This window comes from Streptomyces kaniharaensis (assembly GCF_009569385.1).
GTDB classification, from domain to species: domain Bacteria; phylum Actinomycetota; class Actinomycetes; order Streptomycetales; family Streptomycetaceae; genus Kitasatospora; species Kitasatospora kaniharaensis.
Window position 1 is genome coordinate 130,163 of the sequence record NZ_WBOF01000003.1, and the last position, 21,987, is coordinate 152,149.

A 21,987-nucleotide genomic window follows, 5' to 3' on the forward strand; every position below is an offset into this window, starting at 1 on the left:
AACGGGTCCAGGCCGGGTGTCCGGCCTGGACCGGGTGCGGTCGGCCCAAGACCTGCCCGGCCACTCGGCGAGTCGACACCGGCCGCACCCGCGTCCGTGCTCGTGCCCGCCGGTCCGGTAGAAAGCGGCTAGGACGGGCAGACGTCCGGTGGGTCCCTCTGGATCGAGGAGGTGACGGAGATGCCCGGGATCAAGGTAACGAAGCGCCCCACTCCGCAGCGCCCGCTGCCGCCGCTCGATCTGCGGTCACCGTCGGGCCGCCCGCTCCCTTACTGAACGGGTGTTTACCCGCGACAAGGCCCCAACTTCGTGGGCTGCGACCTCATCGCATGTAACGACCAGTCAGGGAGTGAGGTGCCGTCGGTCGGTCGGCGCCGGCACTGCGCGAGAGCAGGGCGTCGGCCTCGGGCTGCTGCGCGATGCGCAGCGCGATGTTCACCGGCGCGGCCCTCTCCGAGCCGACGATCGGGTGGTCCGCCCGGTCTGGTCGACGCGGATCGCAGCCCTTTCGCGTACCTGTCTACGGTCCCCATGATTCGCTCGCTCCACCGATTGGGAGCCGGTGGGCGGGGCAGTCGCCCTGGTACTTCCCACGCCGTCGGCGAGGAGCATCAGCCTGGAGGAAGGACGATGCCGTGAACACCCCCGATGAGAGCGACACCCCGCAGGTCGATGAGGAGACACGGGAGCGGTCCGCGGAGCAGCGGAACATCCCGGTACCCACCCCGAAGGACGTTCGGGCCAAGGCCGAGGACGACGAGGAGGCCGAGCCGCCGGCGGCGGATGCCCAGGCACCGTGACGAACCCGGGGACGCGCTCGAAGACAAGCTCGGCGGGACGGCCGACCTGGCCCTGCGCGTCGGGCAGGAGCAGCTCGGCGGTGTGGGTGCCGCCGTGGGTGCGCCTCGGCGGATCCATCGTGTGGATACGCACCCTCGACCTGGGGCCTGGTCGCGGCGTCCGGCTTGCCAGCCGGGCGCCGCTACCACGCATGTCAGCCCGACGAGGTGACCGCTCGGCCGAGGTGCCGGGCGAAGAACCGGACCGCGCTGTCGGCCTCGAACCGGGGCAGTTCCTTGTGCCTGCCCGAGTTCACGTGCAACGACTTCTCCTTCGAGGCGAAGGCGTCGAACAGCGCGAGACCGTCCTCGCGTGAGATGTGCTCGTCGTCCCACTGCAGGTCGAACTCGATCGGGATGGTGATCTGCTTCGCCTTCTCGGCCAGGACGTCGGGCCAGTGCTGACCGAAGACCGCGGCGGTGATCCTGGGCTCGGCCGCCACGAACGGTATTCCGATCGCGGTGCCCATGTTGATGCCCCAGTAGCCGACCGGCCCGTCGGCGCCGATCTCCGGAAGCTGCTGGAGGGCGTCCAGCAGCGCCAGGTACTCGGGCACGGCGAGCTCGGCCAGGTGGTCGTTGTAGCGGACGACGATCGGGCCCTCCGGCTCGCCGGCCGCCCTCGCCCGGAACAGCTCGGCGATTTCCGCCTCGTCGTGTGCCGTGCGCGGCCGGTCGCCGTGACCGGGCGCGTCGAGGACCGCGACGTGGAAACCGCAGCCGTTCACGAGGAGCCGTGCGCGGCCCGACATCGCCGGGTGCTTCTTGTGGTTGCCCCCGCCGTGCCCCATCAGGACCAGGGGAGCACGGTCCGCGCCGGACGCCGGCGACCAGAGAACGCCGGGAACGTCACCGATGGTGAAGTCGCGCTCGACCATGCCGTTCGAGGACGACTCGGCGGTGAACTCGAGAGAGTGCATGAGGTGTGGCCTTTCGGAAGTGCCCTGTTGTCGAGGCGCTCCCGGCGACACCTACGTCAATCGCCGGCCGTGACGGAAAGGGGGAGCACCCACGTCGGTACAGCGTTCATGGGTCTCACCTCCTCGAGCGGTGTCACGGTCGACTGGAAGCTATCAGCTTGATCATCATCTCTTCAAGCCTTTCCCCGCCCCGTGATCCAACTCCGGACAGGCCGAGTATCTGGAGCGCTCAGCGCCCGGCTGCCAGGTTTTGTCCGGCGGGGTCGGCCAGGCCGGTGTACTGCCCCGCTCTCTCGGAAGGCGCCGAACAGCAGGGCGGCCTCGCCGATGACGGACAAGCCTTTGCCCCGCACGTCACCGATCATCACGCGGACCCCATCGTCGGTCCGGTTCGCGGCGTACAGGTCGCCGCCGAGGGGTGGAGCCGGCTGACCACTGCGGCAGGAACTCCTTGGCCTGCGGGCCGATGTGGTGCCTAGCTCCCGACCTCCTTCCCCCACAGGTCCAGGCCCTCCCCCGCCGACGCCCGCACCAGGGCGTCGGTCAGCTCGTGCGGCGTGGAAAGCATCGGGTAGTGGCCGGTGTTGAGCTCGAAGTAGGTGACCCCCGGCTCGGCGAGCTTGGCGTACTGGGGCGCGCCGGTCCCGTGGAGGAACCGGGCGACTTCCAGGCTCAGACCGTTGGCGAGGCAGAAGACGCCCGTGGTGGGGATCGTGCGCCAGTTGCCGGTCAGCTCGATCGGTTCGGTGACGGTCCGGAAGGGGTGCGGGGTGGCCAGGCGGCGGTGGCGCGCCAGTTCGTCGTCCGGTACGCCGTGGACGGCGTCGATCCCGGGCGGGACCGGGATCACGTGGTCCTCCGCCATCTCCGCGAGGTGCGGCATGGACGTGGTCACCGCCTCGCCGGACTCCGGGAAGCCGGTGTCCACGAACACCACCCGCTCGACCTTCTCGGGCTGACGGTCGGCGGCCGCGAGGGCGGGGAAGCTGCCGTAGCTGTGCGCCACCAGCACCACCCCCGTGTCCTGGGCGGCGAGCGCCTCGCTCACCGCGTCCGTGTGTGCGGCGAGGCCGATCGCCGCGGCGTCCTCGCCGGCCCGCTCGCCGAGCCCCGGGAGGGTCAGCGCGATCGCCCGGTGTCCGCGCGCCGACAGCTCGGCGGCCACGGCGTCCCAGGCCCAACCGCCCATGAAGAGCCCGGGGACCAGCAGAAATGTCGTCATGATCGACCCTTTCGGTATCTCGGCTGTGCTGCCGGTCCGAACGTAGGACCTCCTCCTGCGGGAGATTCCAGTCCTGGCTTCGGGGAGCCGGGCTGGCTCGGCCGCCTCGCGGTGGAACGGCGCTGCGCGGTCGCGGTCGCCGTTGGGGTGAGCGCCTGGGCGATCAGGGCGTGGCATGCCCGCAGGTGCTGGTGGCGAGGGCGGTGGGCTCGGCGTTGACCGGCGCTGCGATCGGGAGTATCGCGGCGGAGTCGGTGGTCACGGCCGGGATGGTAGGGCCGGGGGTCGGGAGAGGGCGGGTTTCCGTACCTGGGCGGTGCGCTCCGGCGGCGGGAATCCGGGGAATGAAGGGCAGGGTCTCTGCTCTTCCTGATCACCGCCTGCCGGGCCGAACCATCTGTACAGAGAGGACAGTAGGCGCTCCGAGGAGGCCCCTTCGCAGGCGGCGTCGAATCCCGGGACGGATCAGGCTCTCTTTCGCCGACCTCCCGACGGCTGATCAATCTCCGGCGGTGCAACGGCCGTTCGCCCCTACGCCTCCGAGCAGGAGGGATCCGCGGCGTCCGGTCGCTCCGAGCTCCTTGCCGCGGCTGCGCACGCGAGGCCGGAAATGGCGGGTGGTGATCGTCACATCCCCACAGGGCAAGTCGCTTTGGGTAATACGATAGTCTCCGATAGTGATTGACGCGCCCACGCCATGCGGCACTCCCACGACCAGGGAGAAGTCCGCACAGTAGCCATGGGCGCATCGAGTTCCGGCGTGCACGAAGGTGATGACGATTCACCTCGCGTGATTTTACGTGGCTTTAATCAGCCGGACCCGCGCAAGAAAGAAAGAGGGTGTCGTGAACAAGACTCGCTTAGAAGCCATCGGGGCCTACCTCCCCGCCACGGTGATGACCACCCGGGAGCTCCTCGACCGCCTGGAGAAGGCCCCGGAGTTCGACCTCGTGAAGATCACCGGGACGACGGAACGGCGGGTGGCGGACGACACCGCGCAGAACCCCGAGAACAGCCTCACGATGGCGGTCTCGGCGGCCCGCGACTGTCTGAGCCGGTCCCGCTACGCACCGGACGGGATCGACGCCGTGATCTCCTGCTCCATCAGCCGCATGACCGACGGCGGGCGTCTGCAGTTCGAGCCCTCGTTCGCGCACCGCATCGCCAAGGAGATCGGCGCCGACCGCGCCGTCCACTTCGACGTCTCCAACGCCTGCGCTGGCATGATGACCGGTGTCCTCCTGCTGGACCGGATGATCCGCGCCGGCACCGTGCGCAACGGCCTGGTGCTGAGCGGGGAACAGATCTCCCCCATCGCCTTCACCGCCGCGCGCGAGATGGAGGACAGCAGGGACCCCCAGTTCGCGTCGATGTCCGTAGGCGACTCCGCCGTCGCCCTGGTGATGGACCGCGCGACGGACGACCGGGACGTGATCCACGACATCGAGCTGATGACGTGCTCGGAGTACTCGCACCTGTGCCTCGGCATGCCCAGTGACGGCACCGGCGGCATGGCCATGTACACCAACAACAAGGAGATGCACGCCGAGGACCGGCTCTCGCTGTGGCCGGCCTTCCACGGGGACCGGCTGGCCGAGCAGGGCCGCCGATTCGCCGACGAGGGATACGACTTCGTCATCCACCACCAGGTCGGCACCCGGTTCGTGGACTTCATGAACGCCACGGGCGAGAGCCGCTTCGCCGCACCCATGCCGCCGTCCCTCTCGGTCGTCGACCGGCTGGCCAACACCGCCACCACGTCGCACTACCTGGTGCTGCACCAGGCGCTCGCCGAGGGCCGCATACCCGAAGGGTCGAAGGTGCTGATGGTGCCCGCGGCCTCGGGTGTCGTGACCGGCTTCCTGTCCGCGACCGTCTCCTCCCTGGAGGTGTGACCATGGCCACCGTCATCACCTCGGCCGCGCTCGCCCCGGCCCACGGCTCCGGCAGCTCCGGCAGCTCCATCGGCCACGCGGCCGCGGCCGGCCGCGCCTGCCTGGAACAGGCCGGGCTGTCCGCCGCCGACGTCGACGTCCTCATCAACGTCGGCGTCTACCGCGACTCCAACATCGTCGAACCGTCCGTCGCCGCGCTCATCCAGAAGAGCATCGGCATCAACCTCGACTACCTCCGCTCCCCCGACCGGCGGGCCGCGTTCTCCTTCGACCTGATGAACGGGGCCTGCGGCGTGCTCAACGCCGTCCAGGCGGCCGGCGCCCTGCTCTCCACCGGCGGCGCCCGCCGGGTCATGGTGGTCTGCGCCGACACCCACCCCTCGACGGACCCCTCCCGCGCCGGCACAACCGCCTTCCCCTACGCGAGCACCGGAGCGGCCCTGCTGCTGGAACACACCGGCGACGCCCTCGGCTTCGGCCGTGTGCACCACCGGTCCCTGCCCGGCGGACACGGCGTCAACGGCTACCTGCCGCTGCCCGACGTCGGTGCCGACGGACGCAACAGCATCGTCGTGGACCGCGACGACGACGTCCTGGACCGGATGCTGGCCCTCGCCGTCGACTCCGTCCACACCGTGCTGAACGCCGAGGACGGCGCCCACGGCACGGATGACGCCGGCCGGGCGCACGTCGCCCTCGACCGCACCCTGCTGGTCACCTCGCAGCCGTCACCCGCGTTCGCCGCGCGCCTCGCCAAACGCCTCGGCCTCGCCTCCGACGCCGCCGTCACCGTCGAAGGCGTCCACGGCGACCCGCACACCTCGGCGCTCGTCCACGGCTACCGCCAGGCCCTGGACACCGGCCGGCTCGCCGGACACGACCGGGTGCTCTTCCTCACGGTCGGCGCGGGACTCACCTCGGCGGCCTCGCTCTACCGGCTGCCCGACACCGGCGACGGGACCGCCCGATGACGCCCGCCCCCTCCCTCCCCCGGGACCGGCCCGCCTCCCCGGCGGAACTGTTCGCCGGGCACGCCGCCCGCACACCCGGCAGGACCGCGCTCATCCACCCCGACGCCGAGCGCACCGGGCCGGACGGCCGCGCCGCCCACACCATGGTCGGCTACGCCGAACTCGCCACCAGGGTCGCGGCCTGCGCCGCCGGCCTGGAAGCGCACGGCATCCGCCGCGGCACCCGCACGGCCCTGCTGGTGCCGCCCGGCGGCGACCTGCTGACCCTGGTCCTCGCCATGATGCACGTGGGCGCCGTGCCGGTCGTCGTGGACCCCGGCATGGGCCTGGACCGCATGCTCGACTGCCTGCGGCGGGTCCGCGTGGAGGCCTTCATCGGCGTCCCGAAGGCCCAGGTGCTGCGGCGGCTGCGCCCGCGCGCCTTCGCCGGGGTGCGCAGCTCGGTCACGGTGGGCGGCGCGGACGGCACCGCCCTGCGCAAGCTGATCGCCGCCGGCGCCGGCCGGCCGGCGCCGCCCCCGGCGCGAACCGGCCCGGACGACCTCGCGCTCATCGGCTACACCACCGGCAGCACCGGTCCGGCCAAGCCGGTGGAGGTCACCGTCGGCATGCTCCGCGCGATGGCGCAGGGGGCCGAGGAGAGCCACTTCACGGACGACGAGACGACCACCCTGGTCACCATGCCGCTCATGGGCGTGTTCGACCTGCTGGCCGGGCGCACCGTGGTCGTGCCGAGGATGGACATGGCCCGGGTCGGCGCCGCCGACCCGGCGCCGCTCGCCGACGCCATCCGGCGCTTCGGGGTGGACGCGATGTTCGCCTCCCCGGCGCTGCTGGCCCCCTTCGTCTCCCACCTGGCCGCGACCGGGACGCCGGTGCCCTCGCTGCGCCTGGTCATCTCCGGCGGCGCCCCGGTGAGCCCCGCTCTGATGGGCGCGCTGCGCGCCGTACTGCCCGACGAGGCACGCGTGTTCAGCACCTATGGGGCGACCGAGGCCCTGCCCATGGCGTTGTTGGAGAGCCGTGAGGCGCTGGCCGGTCTCGCCGACGGTCCGGCCGCCGGACTCGGTGTCTGCCTGGGCCGCCCGGCGCCGGGCATGGCGGTGCGTACCGTCGCGATCAGTGACGGGCCGGTGCCCCGGTGGGAGCCTGGCCTGGCCGTACCGCCCGGTGAGCCGGGCGAGATCGTGGTGAGCGGGCGGGCCGTCAGCCCCCGCTACTTCCGGACGGCGCAGGCCGACGCCGACCACAAGATCCAGGACGGCGTCACCCGCTGGCACCGTACCGGTGACGTCGGATGGATCGACGAGGCGGGCCGGATCTGGTTCTGCGGACGCAAGAGCCAGCGGGTCCGCACACCCGACGGCGACCTGCACACGGTGCGCTGCGAAAGCGTCTTCAACGCCCATCCGCGGGTGCGGCGCACCGCCCTGGTCGGCGTCGGGCCGCGCGGGCGGGAGCGGCCGGTGCTGTGCGTGGAGCTGGCGCCCGGCACCGGCCGGGACCAATGGCCGCGCATCTCGGACGAGTTGCGGGCCCTCGGTGCGACCAGCCCGATGACGAAGCCGATCGCGGACTTCCTGCCGCACCCGGCGTTCCCGGTGGACGTGCGCCACAACGCCAAGATCCGCCGGGAATTGCTGGCCGGCTGGGCCGAGGACCGGCTCACCGGGAGCCGGCGCCCGACGGCCGCGGGCCTGGCGCTGCGCGCCGTACCGCTGGCCGGCTGGGCGTACGTGGCCGCCTGGCCGCTGCTGCCCTGGGACCATCCGGTGCTCACCGCGCTGTGGTGGCTCGACGTCTTCCTCAGCGTCGTCGTCCACGCGGCGCAGATACCGGCCGCGCTGCGTGCGGAGCGGGAACTGGCCACCGGCCGCAGGCCGTGGGCCACCGCCGCTCTCACGATGCTCTTCGGGGCGACGTGGTGGCGGACGGCCCGCGCCGGCAGGAAGGGTGTTTCGCCATGAAGGTCCTGGTGACGGGCGCGTCCGGATTCCTGGGCAGTCACATCGTCGACGCCTGTCTGCGGGCCGGCGACGAGGTCCGCGTGCTGGTGCGCGAGGGAAGCGACCTCAGCCATCTGCGCACCGTGGCGGGCATCGAGTTCGCCTACGGCGACCTGCGGGACCCGGCCGCGCTGAGGGCGGCGGTGGACGGGATCGACGCGGTGCACCACAGCGCCGCCCGGGTCACCGACCGGGGCACCCGGGCCCAGTTCCGCGACGAGAACGTCGACGGCACGCGGCGGCTGATGACGGCGGCCCGCGACGCCGGGGCGCGGCGGTTCGTGTTCATCGGCAGTCCCAGCGCGCTGATGGGTGTGCGCGACGGCGACCGGCTCGGCATCGACGAGAGCGAGCCCTACCCGAAGCGCTTCCTCAACCTGTACTCGGAGACCAAGGCCGCCGCGGAACGTCTCGTCCTGGCCGCCGACCGGCCGGACTTCACCACGGTCGCGCTGCGGCCGCGCGCCGTGTGGGGCCCGCGCGACCATTCCGGGTTCATGCCGCGTCTGCTGGCGAAGATGATGGCCGCGCGCCTGCCCGACCTCTCCGGAGGAAGGCCCGTCCACGCCTCGCTGTGCCACTGCGACAACGCCGCCGAGGCGAGTGTCCGGGCCGCCCGGGCCCAAGGAGTGGGCGGCCGGGCCTACTTCGTCGCGGACCCGGAGCCGGTGGAGGTGTGGAGCACCCTCGCCGACCTCGCCGAACGCTTCGGCGGCACGCCCCCGACCGGGCGGGTCCCCCTCGGACCGCTGCGTGCCGCCGCCTTCGCGGCGGACATGGCGCGCAAGCTGCCTCCGCTCGCCAGGCACACATCCCCGTCCCTGTCCCGCTACTCGCTGGCACTGCTGACCCGGTCGGCCACGTACGACACCTCGGCGGCGCGCCGCGACCTCGGGGCGCCGGTGGTGGACCACGAGACCGGGATGGCCCGGCTGGCGGCCTGGATCGACGAGATCGGCGGAGTCGGCGAGTTCGTCAGGAAGGTGAAGCCTTGACCGTGCACGACACAACCACCGGGTCCGGTACCGGGTCCGTCAGTGGAAGCGCCTGCGTCTTCCGGCGGCCCGTCTCGCCCACCGAGTGGTCCTACCTCGCCGCCGCCCGGCTCGGCGAGATGATGGTGATCCAGCTCGTGGTCGAAGGCGACGGGGAGATCGCCGCCCAGGCACTGGCCCGCGCCGTGGCACGGGCCTCCCGGTCCTGCCCCGGTTCCCGGGTCGTGCGCCGCGGCCGGACGTGGACCGACAGCGGGGTGCCGGCCAGGGTCGTGGTCGTGGACGCCGGCTCCTTCGACCGCACCGCGCTGACCGGACTGCCGGAGCTGACCGGCCACTTGGCGCAGGCCGAGGACCGTCCGGCGTGCGAGGTGCTGCTGCTCACCGGGCAGCCGTCCACCGTGGTCTTCCGCGCCGCGCACGCGGTGATGGACCTCAAGGGCCTGCGGACCTGGGCCGCCGAGGTCTTCCGCGCCCTCCGGGGCGAGCCGCCGCAGGACGCCGCGGACACGCTGACGGACTACCGGCTCCTCGACTCACTGGGCAGGACCGGGCAGCGTCCCCGCCTCGGGCTCGACCAGCGTTCTCCGCTGGGCGGCCAGGCGGGCATGGCCGCCGTGTGGCGGCGGCGGACCGTGCCCGGCCGGCCCGCGGCCGCGACCGCGAGGGTTTCGGCGGCGCTCGCCGAAGCCGTCGGCTCCCCGGCCCGGATCATGGTGCCGGTCGACCTGCGACGACACGCACGTGCCTCGTCCGCCACGGCGAACCTCACCCTGCCCGTGTTCCTCGACGTGCCGCCCGGCCAGGGTCCGGACGCCGTCCACCGCCGGCTGCTGGACGCCCTCGCGGACCGGCGGGAACTGGCGGCCGGAGCCGAGGCGTCGCTCGCCGGGCTTCCGCTGCCCGTGGCCGCGGCCCTCGTCCGCGCCTCCAGGACCGCGGGCCTGGCACGGCAGCGCCACCTCGCCTCGGCGATCGTCTCGCACGCCGGCCGGCTGGATCCCGCGGAGTTCAGCGCCGACGGGTTCGCCGCGACCACGGTCTACGCCCTGCCCGTCCACGCCCCCCTGGTGCCCTTCAGCGTCGTGCTGCTCGAACTGCCCGGCCACACCGAGCTGGTGGTCTCCGCCCGAGGGGCCGCGGACGTGGGTGAGCGCTGCGACGCGCTGATCGACCGGATCGCCGGGGCGCTCATGACGGGCGAACCGGCGGCGGGTTCCGGGGAGTTGCCGGCGGCGGGTTCGCAGGAGTTGCGGCGACCGCGTTTTGAGCCCGGCGCCGCCGAGCGGCTCCTCGCCCCGGGGCCCGAGGGGCTGCCGCCGCTGGACACCACGGTCGTCCAGCTGTTCCGCGCGCAGGCCGTCCGCTCCCCGCAGGCCCCCGCGGTGACCGGTGACGCCGCGCACTGGTCGTACCGCGAACTGGACCGGCGCTCCGACGCCGTCTGCGCCGAACTGCTCGCCAGGGGCGTGCGGCGCGGTGAGGTCGTCGGGGTCGTCGCCGACCGCACGGCGTACGGGCTCGCGGGCGTCTGGGGCGTCCTCAAGGCGGGCGCGGCGTTCCTGCCCGTCGACGTCCGCAATCCGGCGCAGCGCGTCGCGGAGCTGCTGGGTGACGCGCAGGCCCGGTTCTGCCTGGCGGAGGCCGCCTGGGCGGATCTCGCCCGGGGGTTTGACGGTACGACGATCCTGCTGGAGGACGTCGCCACCGTCGCCACCGACGGCGGTCCGCTCGACGCGCGGGCGCGGGAGGCACTCGCCACCGCCGCGCCGGGCCCGGACGACCTGGCGTACGTCATCTACACCTCGGGGTCCACCGGCCGGCCCAAGGGCGTGCAGGTGGAGCACCGGAGCCTGGTCAACGCCGTCGGCTGGCTGGCCCCGCTCATGCGGTGCGACGCGGGGACCCGTGCCGCGTACTCCTTCTCGCCCGGTTTCGACCTGTCGCTGATGCAGATCTTCCCGCCGCTGCTGCACGGCGGAGCGATCGTGCCGGTACCCGGCGAGCTCGACCACCTCAAGCTCCGCGACATGTTCTCGGGCCGGCTCGCCAACACCCTGTCGCTCACCCCGACCCATCTCGACCTCGCGGCACGGCTCGGTGTCCGACCGACGGGCATCCGCGCGCTGCAGCTGGGCGGCGAGAACCTCACCGCGGCCACGGCCCGACGGGCGCGCGAGGACTTCGGAGCGGACTGTCTCATCGTCAACGCCTACGGCCCCACCGAGGCCACGCTCGCCTGTACGGTCGCCGTCGTCGAGGACGGCATCTCCCGCGGGTCGGCGCCGATCGGCGTTCCGGTGCACCGCACCGGGGTGAGCGTGCTGGACGAGCGGCGGCGCGAGGTCCCGGACGGCCGGCTCGGCGAGCTGTACGTCACTGGCGTGCAGCTGGCCCGCGGTTACCTGGGCCGCCCCGACCTCACCGACGAACGGTTCGTCCTCCTGCCGGACGGCCGCCGTGCCTACCGGACCGGGGACCTGGTGCTGCGGCTGCCCGACGGACAGCTGGAGTACACGGGACGCGTCGACGACCAGGTGAAGATCCGCGGCCACCGGGTGGAACCGGCCGAGGTCGAGGCGGCGCTGACCGGGATGCCGGACATCGCCCAGGCCGCCGTGGTCGCCCGCGGCCGGACCGAGGAGGTACGGGCCCTGTGCGCGTTCGTCGTCCTCGCCCAGGACATCACCGCCATCGACGAGGCCGCCGTACGGGCCGAGCTGGCCCGGTCGCTGCCGCCGCACCTGGTGCCCACCGTGGTACGCGTTCTCCCGGCGCTGCCGGAGACCGCCAGCGGCAAGACCGACCGCAAGGCGCTGCCGGATCCCTTCGAGGCCGCCACGGCGGGTGCGGACGGCTCACCGGGCGGGGCGGGCTTTGATGCGGGCTCCGATGCGCGCTCTGGTCACGCCGTGGCAGACGTGACCGCGGAGATCTGGTCGCGGGTCCTGCGTTGCGAGGCCGCGGGCCTCGACGCCTCGTCCGACTTCCACGCGCTGGGCGGCGATTCGCTCGCCGTGCTGGAGATGCTGTCGGCCCTCGGTGAGGAGCTGCTCGGCGGGTCGGCCGAGCGGCGGCTGCTGGACCGGCTCGGACCGCTGAGCGGCGAGCTGACCCTGGGCCGCGTCGTCGCTGCCGTCAACGTCGTGCGGAGCGAGGCATGATCTTCGTCGGTGAGGGCGCGCTGCTGTGGCGCGCCGTACGGCACACGCTGGACAGCGGGCTGCCGGTGGACCTGGTCTGCGGCCCGGCCGTGGACGGCGCCGCCGCGGTGCCGTCCGGCGTCCGTTTCCTCGGCACCGCGGACGTCAACGCGGTCGCCGGCGAGCTGGCGGCGGCCTGCACGGACGGGCTGGTCTGGTCGGTCAACAACCGGATGATCTTCCGTGCTCCGGTGCTGTCCACCGGGCTGCGTGTCCTCAACGTCCACCACGGCCCTCTCCCGGCCTACCGCGGGATGCCCGAAGTCGCACTGGTGTACGCCATGCTGGGCGGCGAGCCGGAGTTCGCCGCCACGCTCCACCTCGTCGACGAAGGCATCGACACCGGTCCCGTCCTGGCCTCCGATCCCTATCCGATCGGTGCCGAGGAGCCGTACCACGTGGTGATGCGCCGGGGCTTGCAGGTCTGTCACCGGCTCTTCGAGCGGTGCCTGCCACTCGTGGCGGCCGACCCCGACTGGCCCGGCGACCCGGCCCCCTCCCCGGGCGCCTCCCCGGGAGCGCGGGGAGGGGGCTACTTCGGCCGCACGGCACTGGGACGGCTCCCCCGGTACCGAAAGCACCCGAGGTTCGCCCGTGCCACCGACCTGGGCTTCCTCGCCGGGTACCTCCCCGAGCTCGCCGAGGCACTGGCCTGACGGCCCTGCGGTGCCGCTCTGCAAACCCGTCGCAGCGCCCGGCCGGTAGACACCGGCCGGGCCCTCGGGAATCTTCCGGTCCGGAGGGCTTCCCCGCTCCACCTCGGCAGCGGGGCGCCCGCGAATCCCGGTTCGGAACCTCACCCCGACGCAATGTCAGTGCATGGAGATTCCGCCACCAGGTGGGACACGACTTAGGCCGGGGCGTCCCCCGTCGCCTCGCGGAACTCCTGGTAGGCCGAGTCCGACGCGGGCAGCAGGCCGGCCCGGACCATCGCCGCGCCGAGCTCCAGCCGCCGCTCGGGGTCGGAGCACTCCAGCCCGCACTGGATGATCTCCGCAACCACCTCCGTCGTCCCGGCCAGGAAGATCGAACCGCTGTCCACCTGGTAGAACCAGGCCTCGTACAGCGGCACTCCGTCGGCCACCACGTCCCAGAGCTCGCAGAGGTTCAGCACCGCCTCGTCGTCGCCGTCGGCGGACAGCCTCCGCTCGGCCGGCAGGTCTTCGCCGTCGTACAGCGTGCCGCTCAGTGCGACCTGCTCCGCCTGGACGGGGGTGAGGGAATCCGCCGACGTGATCGAGCGGCGATTGGTGAAAACAGCCATGCGCGGAACCTACCAACTCCCACTGACCACCCCACGGTCCCTTCGGGTCAGAACCAGCTGGTGGACCTCGCCAACCCTCGGCGGCCCCAGCCACGCCGTCGTCGACCTCTTCGGCTACTTCACCGAGAGCTGCCCTCTTCATACGCCCGGTGGGGCAGCACATACGTGCTGCCCCACCGGGCGGGCGTCCGCCTGTCTCGGGCGTCCGGCCGATCACGTGCGGAGTCAGTTTCGACGAGGGCGGCTGCGGTGCCTGTGCCGAGGAGACGTAGGACCGATCACGAGGTCGCGCCGGAGAACGAGCCGCCCGTTGCGATGGCTCGGGTGTGCGGGCGCGCGATGTTGTCCGGGTGGAGGATGTGCTCGAGCTGTTCGGTGCTCAGCAGACCTCTGGCCACGACGAGTTCGCGTATGCCGGCCCCGGTGGCGAGTGCCTCCTGGGCGACGGCGGTGGCCTGTTCGTACCCGATGTGCGGGTTGAGCGCGGTGGCCAGGCCGATGGACCGCCCGACGAGGTGGGCGAGGTGTCCGCGGTTGGCGGTGATGCCGCTGACGCACCGCTGGGCGAGCGTCAGGCAGCCTGCCTGCAGGTGGGTGAGGCTCTTGAGAAGGCTGTGCGCGATGACCGGCTCGAAGGCGTTGAGCTGGAGCTGCCCGGCCTCGGCGGCGAACGTGACGGTCAGGTCGTTGCCGATCACCTCGAAGGCGATCTGGTTGACCACCTCGGGGATCACCGGGTTCACCTTGCCCGGCATGATGCTGGAACCGGCCTGCACGGGGGGCAGGTTGATCTCCCCGAGGCCCGCGCGGGGGCCGCAGGAGAGCAGCCGCAGGTCGTTGCAGGTTTTCGAGAGCTTGACGGCGATCCGCTTGAGCACACCGGAGAGCTGGACGAACGCCCCGGCGTCCTGGGTCGCCTCCACCAGGTCGCCGGCGACCGTCAGCGGGATGCCGGTGATCGCGCTCAGGTGACGGCAGGCCAGTTCTGGGTAGTCCGGGTGGGCGTTGAGTCCGGTGCCGATGGCGGTGCCGCCGAGGTTGATCTCCTGAACCAGCGTGCACGCCTCGTTCAGGCGCGCCTGGTCCTCCGCCAGCATGACGGCGTACGCGGCGAACTCCTGACCGAGCGTCATCGGGACCGCGTCCTGGAGCTGGGTGCGGCCCATCTTGAGCACGTCCGCGAACTCCTCGGCCTTGGCCGCGAACGCGATCCGCAACTCCTCCATGGCCTCCAGCAGGCGGTGCGCGGCAAGCTGCAGGGCCAGCTTGACCGCGCTCGGGTAGACGTCGTTGGTGCTCTGCCCGGCGTTGACGTCCTCCAGCGGGTGCAGGAGCCGGTACTCGCCCCGGTGGTGGCCGAGCAGTTCCAGAGCCCGGTTGGCGATGACCTCGTTGGCGTTCATGTTGGTGGAGGTGCCGGCGCCGCCCTGGATCACGTCCACGACGAACTGGTCGTGGAACATCCCGGCACGGATCTCCTCACAGGCCCGCACGATCGCGCTCACCTTGTCCTGGTCCAGCAGGCCGAGATCACGGTTGGCCAGCGCAGCCGCCTGCTTGACGGCGGCGAGCGCGGTCACCAGGTCCGGGTAGGCGCAGATCCGGGTGCCGGTGATGGGGAAGTTCTCCACCGCGCGCAGGGTGTGGATGCCGTAGTAGGCGTCGTGTGGGACCTCCCGCTCGCCGAGCAGGTCGTGCTCGATGCGGGGGTGGGCGCCGGAAGTGCCGGGGGCGGATGCCGACATGGGGGCTCCGATCATGAGGTGGGGAGGGATGGTCAGGCCCGCGCGAGCGGCGCGGTGGTCAGAGCCGGTACCGGGCCGCCGAGCGCATGGCGCAGCACGTCGGCGCGCTCGGCCGGTTCGGTGGTGGCGAGGGTTGCGGCGAGCACGGCGATCCGGGCCTGGCCGGCGCGCAGGGTGCGGGTCAGCACCGCGCCTGCCGCGGCGAGGTCCACGGCGCCGCCGTGGGTGTAGATCTCGGCCGTGGGCCCCGCGGGCACCCGCGTGGTCACGGCGACCAGCACACCACGGGACACGGCGGAGGCGACTGCGGCCACGATCTCGGGGGTCGCGTTGCCCGCGCCGGTCGCCACCAGCACGATGCCCTGGGCTCCCGCCGCCACGGAGGCGTTGAGCAGCAGCGGGTCCCCGTCGCAGTGGTGCATGACGATGTCGACCCTGGGCAGCGCGTCGGGGATCTCGGGAAAGGAGAGCGGGGCGGGACGCTCGGGCTGCCGGCGCGCGACGATCCTGCCGGCCTCCACCTTCGCGATGTGCGCGCCGGATGGATCACCGAAGGCGTCGACGGCCAGGGTCTGCAGCTTCACCGTGCCGCGGGCCGCGTGCACCTGCCCGGCGAAGACCACCAGCACCCCGCGGTCGCGGACCGAGGCCGCGGTCAGCAGTGCGTCGTGGAGGTTGCGGGGGCCGTCGCCGTCCGGCGCATCGAGCGGGCGCTGCGCACCGGTGAGGACCACCGGCCGGGGGTCGTCGTGGTACAGGTCCAGCAGGAAGGCCGACTCCTCCAGGGTGTCCGTGCCGTGCGTCACCACGATGCCGTCGACGCCGGGGTCGGCCAGGACCTCGCGGATTGTCCGTAGCAGCGTGAGCTGGTGCGCGGTGGTCAGCCGGGCGCTGTTCACACTGAACAGGTCGACGACCTGCACCGTTACTCCCCGGGGCACCGACGCCGTGGCGAGCACGTCCGTGCCCTGCGCATCGGCGGCGAACCCGGAACCCTGCCAGCGGCTGGCGATGGTCCCGCCGGTGCTGATGACGACGATCCGTCCCACGTCTGCTCGTTTCTTCTTCGGGCCGGTACTGCCTGCGGCCGACCATGCGCGAGCAACGATAGGGCGAATCGGGCGCAATAGGATCGCCTCTTTGGGCGCGACAGGAGCGATCTGTGGTTGATAATCGCGCCATGGATCGAATCGACAGGGATATCTTGCGCGAGCTCCAGAAGGACGGCCGACTGACCAACCAGGAACTCGCCCAGCGGGTCGGCCTGACCGCCTCGCCGTGCATGCGCCGGGTCCGCCAGCTCGAGGACGACGGGGTCATCCAGGGCTATCGGGCGGTCATCAACCCGGAGGCCGTCGGGCGGGGGTTCGAGGTGCTCGTCTCCGTCGAGGTACGACGGGACCGCGAGGCGGTCGAAGCCTTCGAGGCCGCGCTCCAGGAGATCCCCGACGTCATCGAGGCATACCGCCTGTTCGGCAGCCCGGGCTGCCTGCTGCGCATCGCGGTCGCCGACATCACCGCCTACGAGCGGCTCTGGCTCGAACGCCTCACGACCCTGTCCGGTGTCACCGAGGTCAACTCGCAGATCATCATGAAGCGGATCAAGGAACCTCGCGGCCTGCCCGTCGACCACTGAGGATCCGGGCCCGCCTGGGTTCCTTTCGCCGCGTCCCGGAAGTAGTGCAGAGATCTCTTCTGCCTCCAAGCGGGAGCGGGAGCGGACACCGCTGGGCGCCAACGACCGGGCGGCCGGTGAGGGCCACGGGAAGGTCAGGCGGCCGCGGCGGCACGGGCGGTGATGGCCCGGCGCAGCCGGTCGGCGAGGTGGGCTCGTTCGGCTGGGGTGTAGGTGAGGACGCCGTTGGTGAAGGCGAGGGCTTCGAACTGTTGCTGGTCGTAGGGGATGCCGTGGGGCAGGCGGGCGATGTGCCAGTGGAGATGGCTGTTGCCAGCTTGGGAGCCGAGGGAGAACAGGTAGGTGCGTTCGCCGCCGAGGACGTCTTCGGCGGCGAGGGCGACCAGCCGCACAGTGGCCATCATGGCGAGGTAGTCCTGTTCGGGGAGGTCGGTGACGACGTGCTCCAGGTGCCGCTTGGGGACGACCAGGAGCTTGCCGGGCAGGACGGGCCACTTGTCAAGGAAGGCCAGGTGCTGCTCGTCCTCGTAGACGATCTCGTGAGCGTAGGCCGGGTCGCCCTCGACCAGGCGGCAGATGAAGCAGGGCCCGTGCTGGGCGTGCTCGCTGTAGGTGGCAAGGTCCATCGGCCGGTGTTCCATGCGGTTCCCCTTCCTGCTGGTGCTCGCGTCATGATGCCCTCCCGTACCAAGTCGGTTGCGCAGTTTTGCACGACGCTCCACCCACAGATGACGGTCCGTCAACGGCGTGTGGGAGCGTCCGTCAGCCTCTCCGGTGAGCTGCGACTGCCGGACACCGCCGCCATGGACGGGCACCAGGACCCGCGCCAACTACTTGTCCGTCCAGTCAGGGCCGTTGCGACGACCGCATCCACGAGATGCTGCGCCGGTTCCGCCCCCACCGCTGCAACCCGGCCGCCCACCTGCTGGAACAACGCGCTACTTGTTGGTTGCCCACTGCGGCCGGCCCGGTCCCGACCAACTGCGGCCGGTTCGCCGTAGCGGCCGGCGAGTGTGGACGAGGACGTCTGGCGGAGGCCGCCATCGAGGCGTCCTGGTGAGCGAGCAGGGTGAGCAGCAGCCCATTGCCCGCACCCACGACGCCGTCGCGCGACCCCGGCCTCCGGCGTAGCGGATGCGCAGCCGGGTGAGGATCCGCTGGGAGAGGTGGTAGACGGACAGGTCCGGTGTGCTCCGGGCGGCGGATGATCAGCGAGCGCGCGGTAGGACCTGCGGTTAGGCTGGCCGCGGCGCCGCACCCCGGGGGACGTACCTCTGTTTCCCCTGGAGTTCGATGATGCCAATCCCCCATGTTCGCGCCGCTAGGCTGCCCGTCAGGATCGCAGTGGCGCTGACGGCTTCGGCGGCGGTTCTCGCCGTCTTCTCGTGCAGCACCACCGATGGAACGTCCACGCCGTCGGCATCGTCACCCGCGAAGAGCTCCTCCGACCGGGCGACACCCAAGGCGCCGTCCGCCGTGACGCTGCCCCCGGTGCACGCCGGGTTCGACTACCAGATCGGCGGGTCCTACCCGCCGCCGGCCGGGGTGTCCATCGTCAGCCGCGACCACGGAGATTCCCCGGCCCCGGGGATCTACACCATCTGCTACGTCAACGCCTTCCAGGTCCAGTCGGGCGCGGAGCAGGAATGGGACGCGGACCTGTTGCTCCGGGACGCGAACGGCGACATCGTGTACGACCCGAACTGGAACGAGGCGCTGCTGGACATCAGCACGGACGCCAAGCGCGGCCGGGTGGCCCAGAAGGTGAACGGCTGGTTCAACGAGTGCGCGGCCAAGGGCTTCAACGCGGTCGAGCCGGACAACTACGACAGCTACACGCGGTCGGAAGACCTGCTGAGCGCGGCCGACGCCGAGACGTTCGAGTCCATGCTCGTCGCGTGCTCCCACCAGCAGAACCTGGCGATCGCCCAGAAGAACGCGGTGGAGCTGGCGCCGGACCGTCAGCGGGTCGGGCTCGACTTCGCGGTGGCGGAGCAGTGCGGCCAGTACAGCGAATGCGGCCTGTACATCGACGCGTTCGGCGGCAGCGTCTTCGACGTCGAGTACACCGCTCGGGGCCTGGCGGCGGCCTGCTCGGGCTGGGGCGACCGGATCAGCATCGTGCAGCGCGACCTGGACGTGGTGCCGGCGGGCAGCCCCGGCTATGTGCGCCACACCTGCTGACACCGCTTCGTCGTCCGGGGGGTCGCGCCGGCCGCCCGGCGGCGAGCAGCAGGTAGACCCGTGTCAGCCGGCCGGGACCGCGGGGACAGGGGGGATGCCCGGGTCCCGGCCGTGGGAGACGACGGCCGCTCCAACCGCGACCGTCAGCAGCCCGCCATGGGGAGTGGTGGGGCTGCTGTGCCGGGAATGCTAGACCTGCTCGATGACCGTGAACAGGGCTTTGACCTGCCATTTTCCGGCCGCGAGCATGTCAGCGGCCAGAACTCTTACTCCAAGCCGACAAGCCCGGAAGGCGCGCTGACGCAGCCTCGCGGCAACAGGGACCGCAGCCCGTCAGGGCCAGAGACCAGCCGACCGCGCGCGGCCGGTGACCTGCAGCATGCCCTCGCGTGTCTGCGGCGGCCGTGCCGGAGCGCAGGTCCAACCCGAGCAAGGCGTTCGGCGGACAGTCCGGGGCGCCTGGCCGCGGACGAGGAACTCACGATGGCCATTGAGGGCGCCCTCCTGGGGCCCTCAGTTCGAACTCCGTTTCAGGAGGAGACGTCGGAGCTCGGGGCAGTCTGGCGGATCGCGTCGTGGGCTCCGACGGTCAAGACCACGTCAGGCCCCATCCGCCAGAATCGCAGCGAGTCACCGGATCTCTTCCGCACCTCAGCAGAGTCACCTACTCCTTCTATTCTGACTGCCATTGCGTTTTCACTGCAGCCGACAGTTGCGAACTTGAAGGGGTGCAGCTGGCGGTGGCCTGGGTGATTTCCCGATGAGAACGCTTCCCGGGAATTCCAGGTCAGTGCCCACGAAGGAGCCGGCGGTAGGGCGCTGCGATCCGACGGAGACGGGGGCGGTGGCCGTCGGCGCAGACAGCCCGTCCGGCAGGAATGCCACCTGGCAGGTGCCGTTTCTGACGGCGAGGACGACGCTGGCGCCCGGCACTTCGGCAATGCCCAGGATCTTGGCCGTGCCCTTGGCGGGCGGGGCGTCGATACTGCGCTGGACGGCAGGGTCCGCCGAGGCGGCGGCCATGCCGTTCAGCGCCCAAGAACCCTGCTCCTCCTGGGCTGCCGCTCCGTTGTCGGTACACGCGGTCGCAAGAACCGCGGTAGCGACGACGACCACCGTTCCCAGAATCCCACTGGATTGCCACATGCGGTCAACTCACCTATTTCATCCAGGCGTTGTAGCAGAAACCTACCGGCTCCTGAAGCGTTCTCGGCATGTGTGATCGACCTTCGGCCTGGTCGAAGGAAGGCAGGCGCGGCGTGTCGGCGACAGCAGGTCGTGCGGGACCTGCGTGAGCACCGGGGTCCCGTGGGGGTGAGGAGCTGGAGAGAGCGCGGAGGCTCCCACCGAGGAGGTGGGAGCTTCCGCGTAGCGGTTGCGTGCTTGGCGCTGTCAACGAGGCATTGGAGCAGGGACGTTCACGCCGGCTCGGGTGTGTCGGTGTGGCGGGAGCGGTGGAGGGCGGCGAGGAGGGTGGCGGTCGCGAGGAAGGCGAGGACGATTGCGACGTTGCGCGGGAAGTAGTCGAACGTGTCCGGCATGTTCGGGACCGACCAGAAGCGGGGCGCGGTGAACCCCTGGAAGGGGGCCGGGGGGAACATGGCTGTCCAGGGGAGGACGGCCAGCGCGATGCCCACGGCGCTCAGGATGTCAGGTCGACGAGCGCCGAGATGGACGAGCAGGGCGAGGCTCATCACGGCGGCGGGCCAGGCGATGGTCACTTCGAGCAGCACGCTGGGCGAGAAGATGGAGAAGATGATGTCGCCGGGATCCGGCGGGGACCAGCGGATGGCGAGGGCGCTCATCGGGACCGCGATGGCGAGGGCGGTGAGCACGGTCGCGCGGCGGCCGCGCAGGGAGAGGTCAACGGCGTCGGGCGGGGCGATCAGCAGCAGCGTGCCCGGCACGAGCCCGAACGGCAGCAGCACCGCGCCGGGCACGAACCCGAACGGCAGCGGCTCCAGGAAGGAATTGGTGCCGAGCTGCCAGTAATGCGGGGCGAATGCCAGCGTGGCGCCGATCCTCCCGAGGATTCCCAGCAGGACCAGGATCCGGGCCGGCGTCCAGCGGCCGAGGGAGGCGCAGGCCAGGGCGAGGATCCAGGGGCTGGCCGCCGCTACCAGGGCGGTCCGGATGGCGGGGTGCCCCCCGTGCAGCTGCTCGACGTGGTCGGGCAGGAAGAGTCCGATCAGCAGGTGGACCATGCTCAGGCCCGCCCCGCCCGCGAGGATGAACGGCGCGGCGCCAGCGGCGATCCGGCCGGCGGGGTCGGAGGAGCTGAGCCGGGTGCGCAGCCGCAGCGCGTGCGCGGCGAGGTGGGCCCACTCGCGCAGGGCAGTCCCGCGGCTCACGCCCTCGGTGGCCTCGGCGAAGACGGTCGCGATCTCCTCGCCGTGCGCGGCACGGTACTTGGCGGGGTAGAGGCCGAGCAGCGGGAGCCTCGCCGCGAGGGGCAGTGTCGCGGGCAGCGGAAGGCTCGCGGGCGCGGTCGGGAGCGGGGCGGTCATACCGTCCCCCTGTTCGGCTGGAGCCGGCCGAGCGCGAGGCGGCGTTCGGCCTCGGCCACGCCCGCGCGCAGACGCTCCGTCTCCGCCGTGAGGGTGCTGCGGCCCTGGTCGGTCAGGGCGAAGCTGCGGCGCAGCTTTCCGGCGACGACCTCCTCGTGGTCGACGCGGATGAGTCCTTGCTGGAGCAGGCGGTCCAGGGCGGTGTAGAGGGTGCCGGTGAGCAGCTTGGTCCGGCCCCCGGACATGGCCAGGACTTCCTGGAGGATCGCGTAGCCGTGCCGGGGGGCATCGGCCAGCGCGGTGAGCACGAGACGGGTCGGCTCCTGTAGGTGACGGTCTGCCATATGACGATCATAGGTTTACCATCAAGATATGTCGATTGCTTAGCCATGCTCCTCGCATGCCGGCTCGCGTCGGGTCGTTCCGTGCCCGATGGCCCGCCGGGCTGCGCGCCCTGGCCGCGCGAAGTCGCCGGCCGGCGCCCGCATCTGGATCCGGTCCGCCAGCAGGTCCGCTGACCCAGCGAGCCCGCTGGGTGTGGGCGCGGCGGGCTGGGTGGTCCGTTCGGTGGTGGGCCGCTGACCTGCTAGTATTCTTCTC

General features: G+C 71.8%; 18 protein-coding genes and 1 pseudogene. 10 read left to right on the top strand and 9 right to left on the bottom strand.

Features of this window, described 5'->3' with window-relative positions; genetic code table 11:
* Positions 1–635 precede the first annotated feature (635 nt).
* The gene (locus tag F7Q99_RS31795) at positions 636–800 is read left to right on the top strand and encodes a hypothetical protein (protein WP_153467996.1); all 165 of its coding nucleotides are present in this window, start codon (positions 636–638) and stop codon (positions 798–800) included.
* Positions 801–994: 194 nt separating this feature from the next.
* Here F7Q99_RS31795 and F7Q99_RS31800 read toward each other — a convergent pair whose 3' ends face one another.
* On the bottom strand, positions 995–1,759 hold the full coding sequence (locus F7Q99_RS31800) for an alpha/beta hydrolase family protein (protein ID WP_153467999.1): 765 nt from the start codon (positions 1,757–1,759) through the stop codon (positions 995–997).
* Positions 1,760–2,234: 475 nt separating this feature from the next.
* Positions 2,235–2,981 carry an alpha/beta fold hydrolase gene (locus F7Q99_RS31805; protein ID WP_195911338.1) on the bottom strand — a complete coding sequence of 249 codons (747 nt, stop codon included), beginning with the start codon at positions 2,979–2,981 and terminating at the stop codon, positions 2,235–2,237.
* Positions 2,982–3,826: 845 nt separating this feature from the next.
* On the opposite strand from F7Q99_RS31805, the gene F7Q99_RS31810 reads away from it, so the two are divergent.
* From F7Q99_RS31810 to F7Q99_RS31835, 7 genes and pseudogenes are all read left to right on the top strand, one after another.
* Complete coding sequence (locus tag F7Q99_RS31810; protein ID WP_326847388.1) at positions 3,827–4,876, top strand: 3-oxoacyl-ACP synthase III family protein; 1,050 nt, start codon at positions 3,827–3,829, stop codon at positions 4,874–4,876.
* 2 nt (positions 4,877–4,878) lie between these two features.
* Positions 4,879–5,847, top strand: a complete 969-nt coding sequence (locus tag F7Q99_RS31815) for a beta-ketoacyl-[acyl-carrier-protein] synthase family protein (RefSeq protein WP_153468005.1) — start codon at positions 4,879–4,881, stop codon at positions 5,845–5,847.
* Positions 5,844–7,814, top strand: coding sequence for a fatty acid CoA ligase family protein (locus F7Q99_RS31820; RefSeq protein ID WP_153468008.1), 1,971 nt, complete (start codon positions 5,844–5,846; stop codon positions 7,812–7,814). Before F7Q99_RS31815 ends, F7Q99_RS31820 begins: the two co-directional genes overlap by 4 nt.
* Positions 7,811–8,848 carry an NAD-dependent epimerase/dehydratase family protein gene (locus F7Q99_RS31825; RefSeq protein WP_153468011.1) on the top strand — a complete coding sequence of 346 codons (1,038 nt, stop codon included), beginning with the start codon at positions 7,811–7,813 and terminating at the stop codon, positions 8,846–8,848. The genes F7Q99_RS31820 and F7Q99_RS31825 overlap by 4 nt, the downstream gene beginning before the upstream one ends.
* A gap of 1,193 nt (positions 8,849–10,041) precedes the next feature.
* Positions 10,042–11,409: pseudogene (locus F7Q99_RS43920) on the top strand (amino acid adenylation domain-containing protein); the annotation flags it as partial.
* A 33-nt stretch (positions 11,410–11,442) separates the two neighbouring features.
* On the top strand, positions 11,443–12,012 hold the full coding sequence (locus F7Q99_RS43925; RefSeq protein ID WP_456114942.1) for an AMP-binding enzyme: 570 nt from the start codon (positions 11,443–11,445) through the stop codon (positions 12,010–12,012).
* Positions 12,009–12,707 carry a formyltransferase family protein gene (locus F7Q99_RS31835; RefSeq protein ID WP_153468014.1) on the top strand — a complete coding sequence of 233 codons (699 nt, stop codon included), beginning with the start codon at positions 12,009–12,011 and terminating at the stop codon, positions 12,705–12,707. The genes F7Q99_RS43925 and F7Q99_RS31835 overlap by 4 nt, the downstream gene beginning before the upstream one ends.
* Before the next feature lie 194 nt (positions 12,708–12,901).
* Here F7Q99_RS31835 and F7Q99_RS31840 read toward each other — a convergent pair whose 3' ends face one another.
* The 3 genes from F7Q99_RS31840 to F7Q99_RS31850 all read right to left on the bottom strand — a co-directional run bounded on the left by F7Q99_RS31840 (position 12,902) and on the right by F7Q99_RS31850 (position 16,109).
* Positions 12,902–13,315 (bottom strand): hypothetical protein, encoded by a 414-nt coding sequence (locus F7Q99_RS31840; RefSeq protein WP_153468017.1) that lies wholly within the window; start codon positions 13,313–13,315, stop codon positions 12,902–12,904.
* 278 nt (positions 13,316–13,593) lie between these two features.
* On the bottom strand, positions 13,594–15,060 hold the full coding sequence (gene aspA, locus F7Q99_RS31845; protein ID WP_195911339.1) for an aspartate ammonia-lyase: 1,467 nt from the start codon (positions 15,058–15,060) through the stop codon (positions 13,594–13,596).
* Between the two features lie 32 nt (positions 15,061–15,092).
* Complete coding sequence (locus tag F7Q99_RS31850) at positions 15,093–16,109, bottom strand: asparaginase (RefSeq protein WP_326847390.1); 1,017 nt, start codon at positions 16,107–16,109, stop codon at positions 15,093–15,095.
* Positions 16,110–16,240: 131 nt separating this feature from the next.
* Here F7Q99_RS31850 and F7Q99_RS31855 point away from each other — a divergent pair, with 131 nt between their 5' ends.
* Positions 16,241–16,696, top strand: a complete 456-nt coding sequence (locus tag F7Q99_RS31855; RefSeq protein WP_153468025.1) for an Lrp/AsnC family transcriptional regulator — start codon at positions 16,241–16,243, stop codon at positions 16,694–16,696.
* A gap of 134 nt (positions 16,697–16,830) precedes the next feature.
* On the opposite strand, the gene F7Q99_RS31860 is transcribed toward F7Q99_RS31855, so the two are convergent.
* Positions 16,831–17,337, bottom strand: coding sequence for an HIT family protein (locus tag F7Q99_RS31860; protein ID WP_230211106.1), 507 nt, complete (start codon positions 17,335–17,337; stop codon positions 16,831–16,833).
* A gap of 655 nt (positions 17,338–17,992) precedes the next feature.
* On the opposite strand from F7Q99_RS31860, the gene F7Q99_RS31865 reads away from it, so the two are divergent.
* Positions 17,993–18,880 carry an endo alpha-1,4 polygalactosaminidase gene (locus tag F7Q99_RS31865; protein WP_153468028.1) on the top strand — a complete coding sequence of 296 codons (888 nt, stop codon included), beginning with the start codon at positions 17,993–17,995 and terminating at the stop codon, positions 18,878–18,880.
* Positions 18,881–19,576: 696 nt separating this feature from the next.
* Here F7Q99_RS31865 and F7Q99_RS31870 read toward each other — a convergent pair.
* The 3 genes from F7Q99_RS31870 to F7Q99_RS31880 form a co-directional block, all read right to left on the bottom strand.
* Positions 19,577–20,026, bottom strand: coding sequence for a hypothetical protein (locus F7Q99_RS31870; RefSeq protein WP_153468031.1), 450 nt, complete (start codon positions 20,024–20,026; stop codon positions 19,577–19,579).
* A gap of 272 nt (positions 20,027–20,298) precedes the next feature.
* The gene (locus tag F7Q99_RS31875; RefSeq protein WP_153468034.1) at positions 20,299–21,387 is read right to left on the bottom strand and encodes a hypothetical protein; all 1,089 of its coding nucleotides are present in this window, start codon (positions 21,385–21,387) and stop codon (positions 20,299–20,301) included.
* Positions 21,384–21,731, bottom strand: coding sequence for a PadR family transcriptional regulator (locus F7Q99_RS31880; RefSeq protein ID WP_153468037.1), 348 nt, complete (start codon positions 21,729–21,731; stop codon positions 21,384–21,386). The genes F7Q99_RS31875 and F7Q99_RS31880 overlap by 4 nt, the downstream gene beginning before the upstream one ends.
* Positions 21,732–21,987 lie beyond the last annotated feature (256 nt).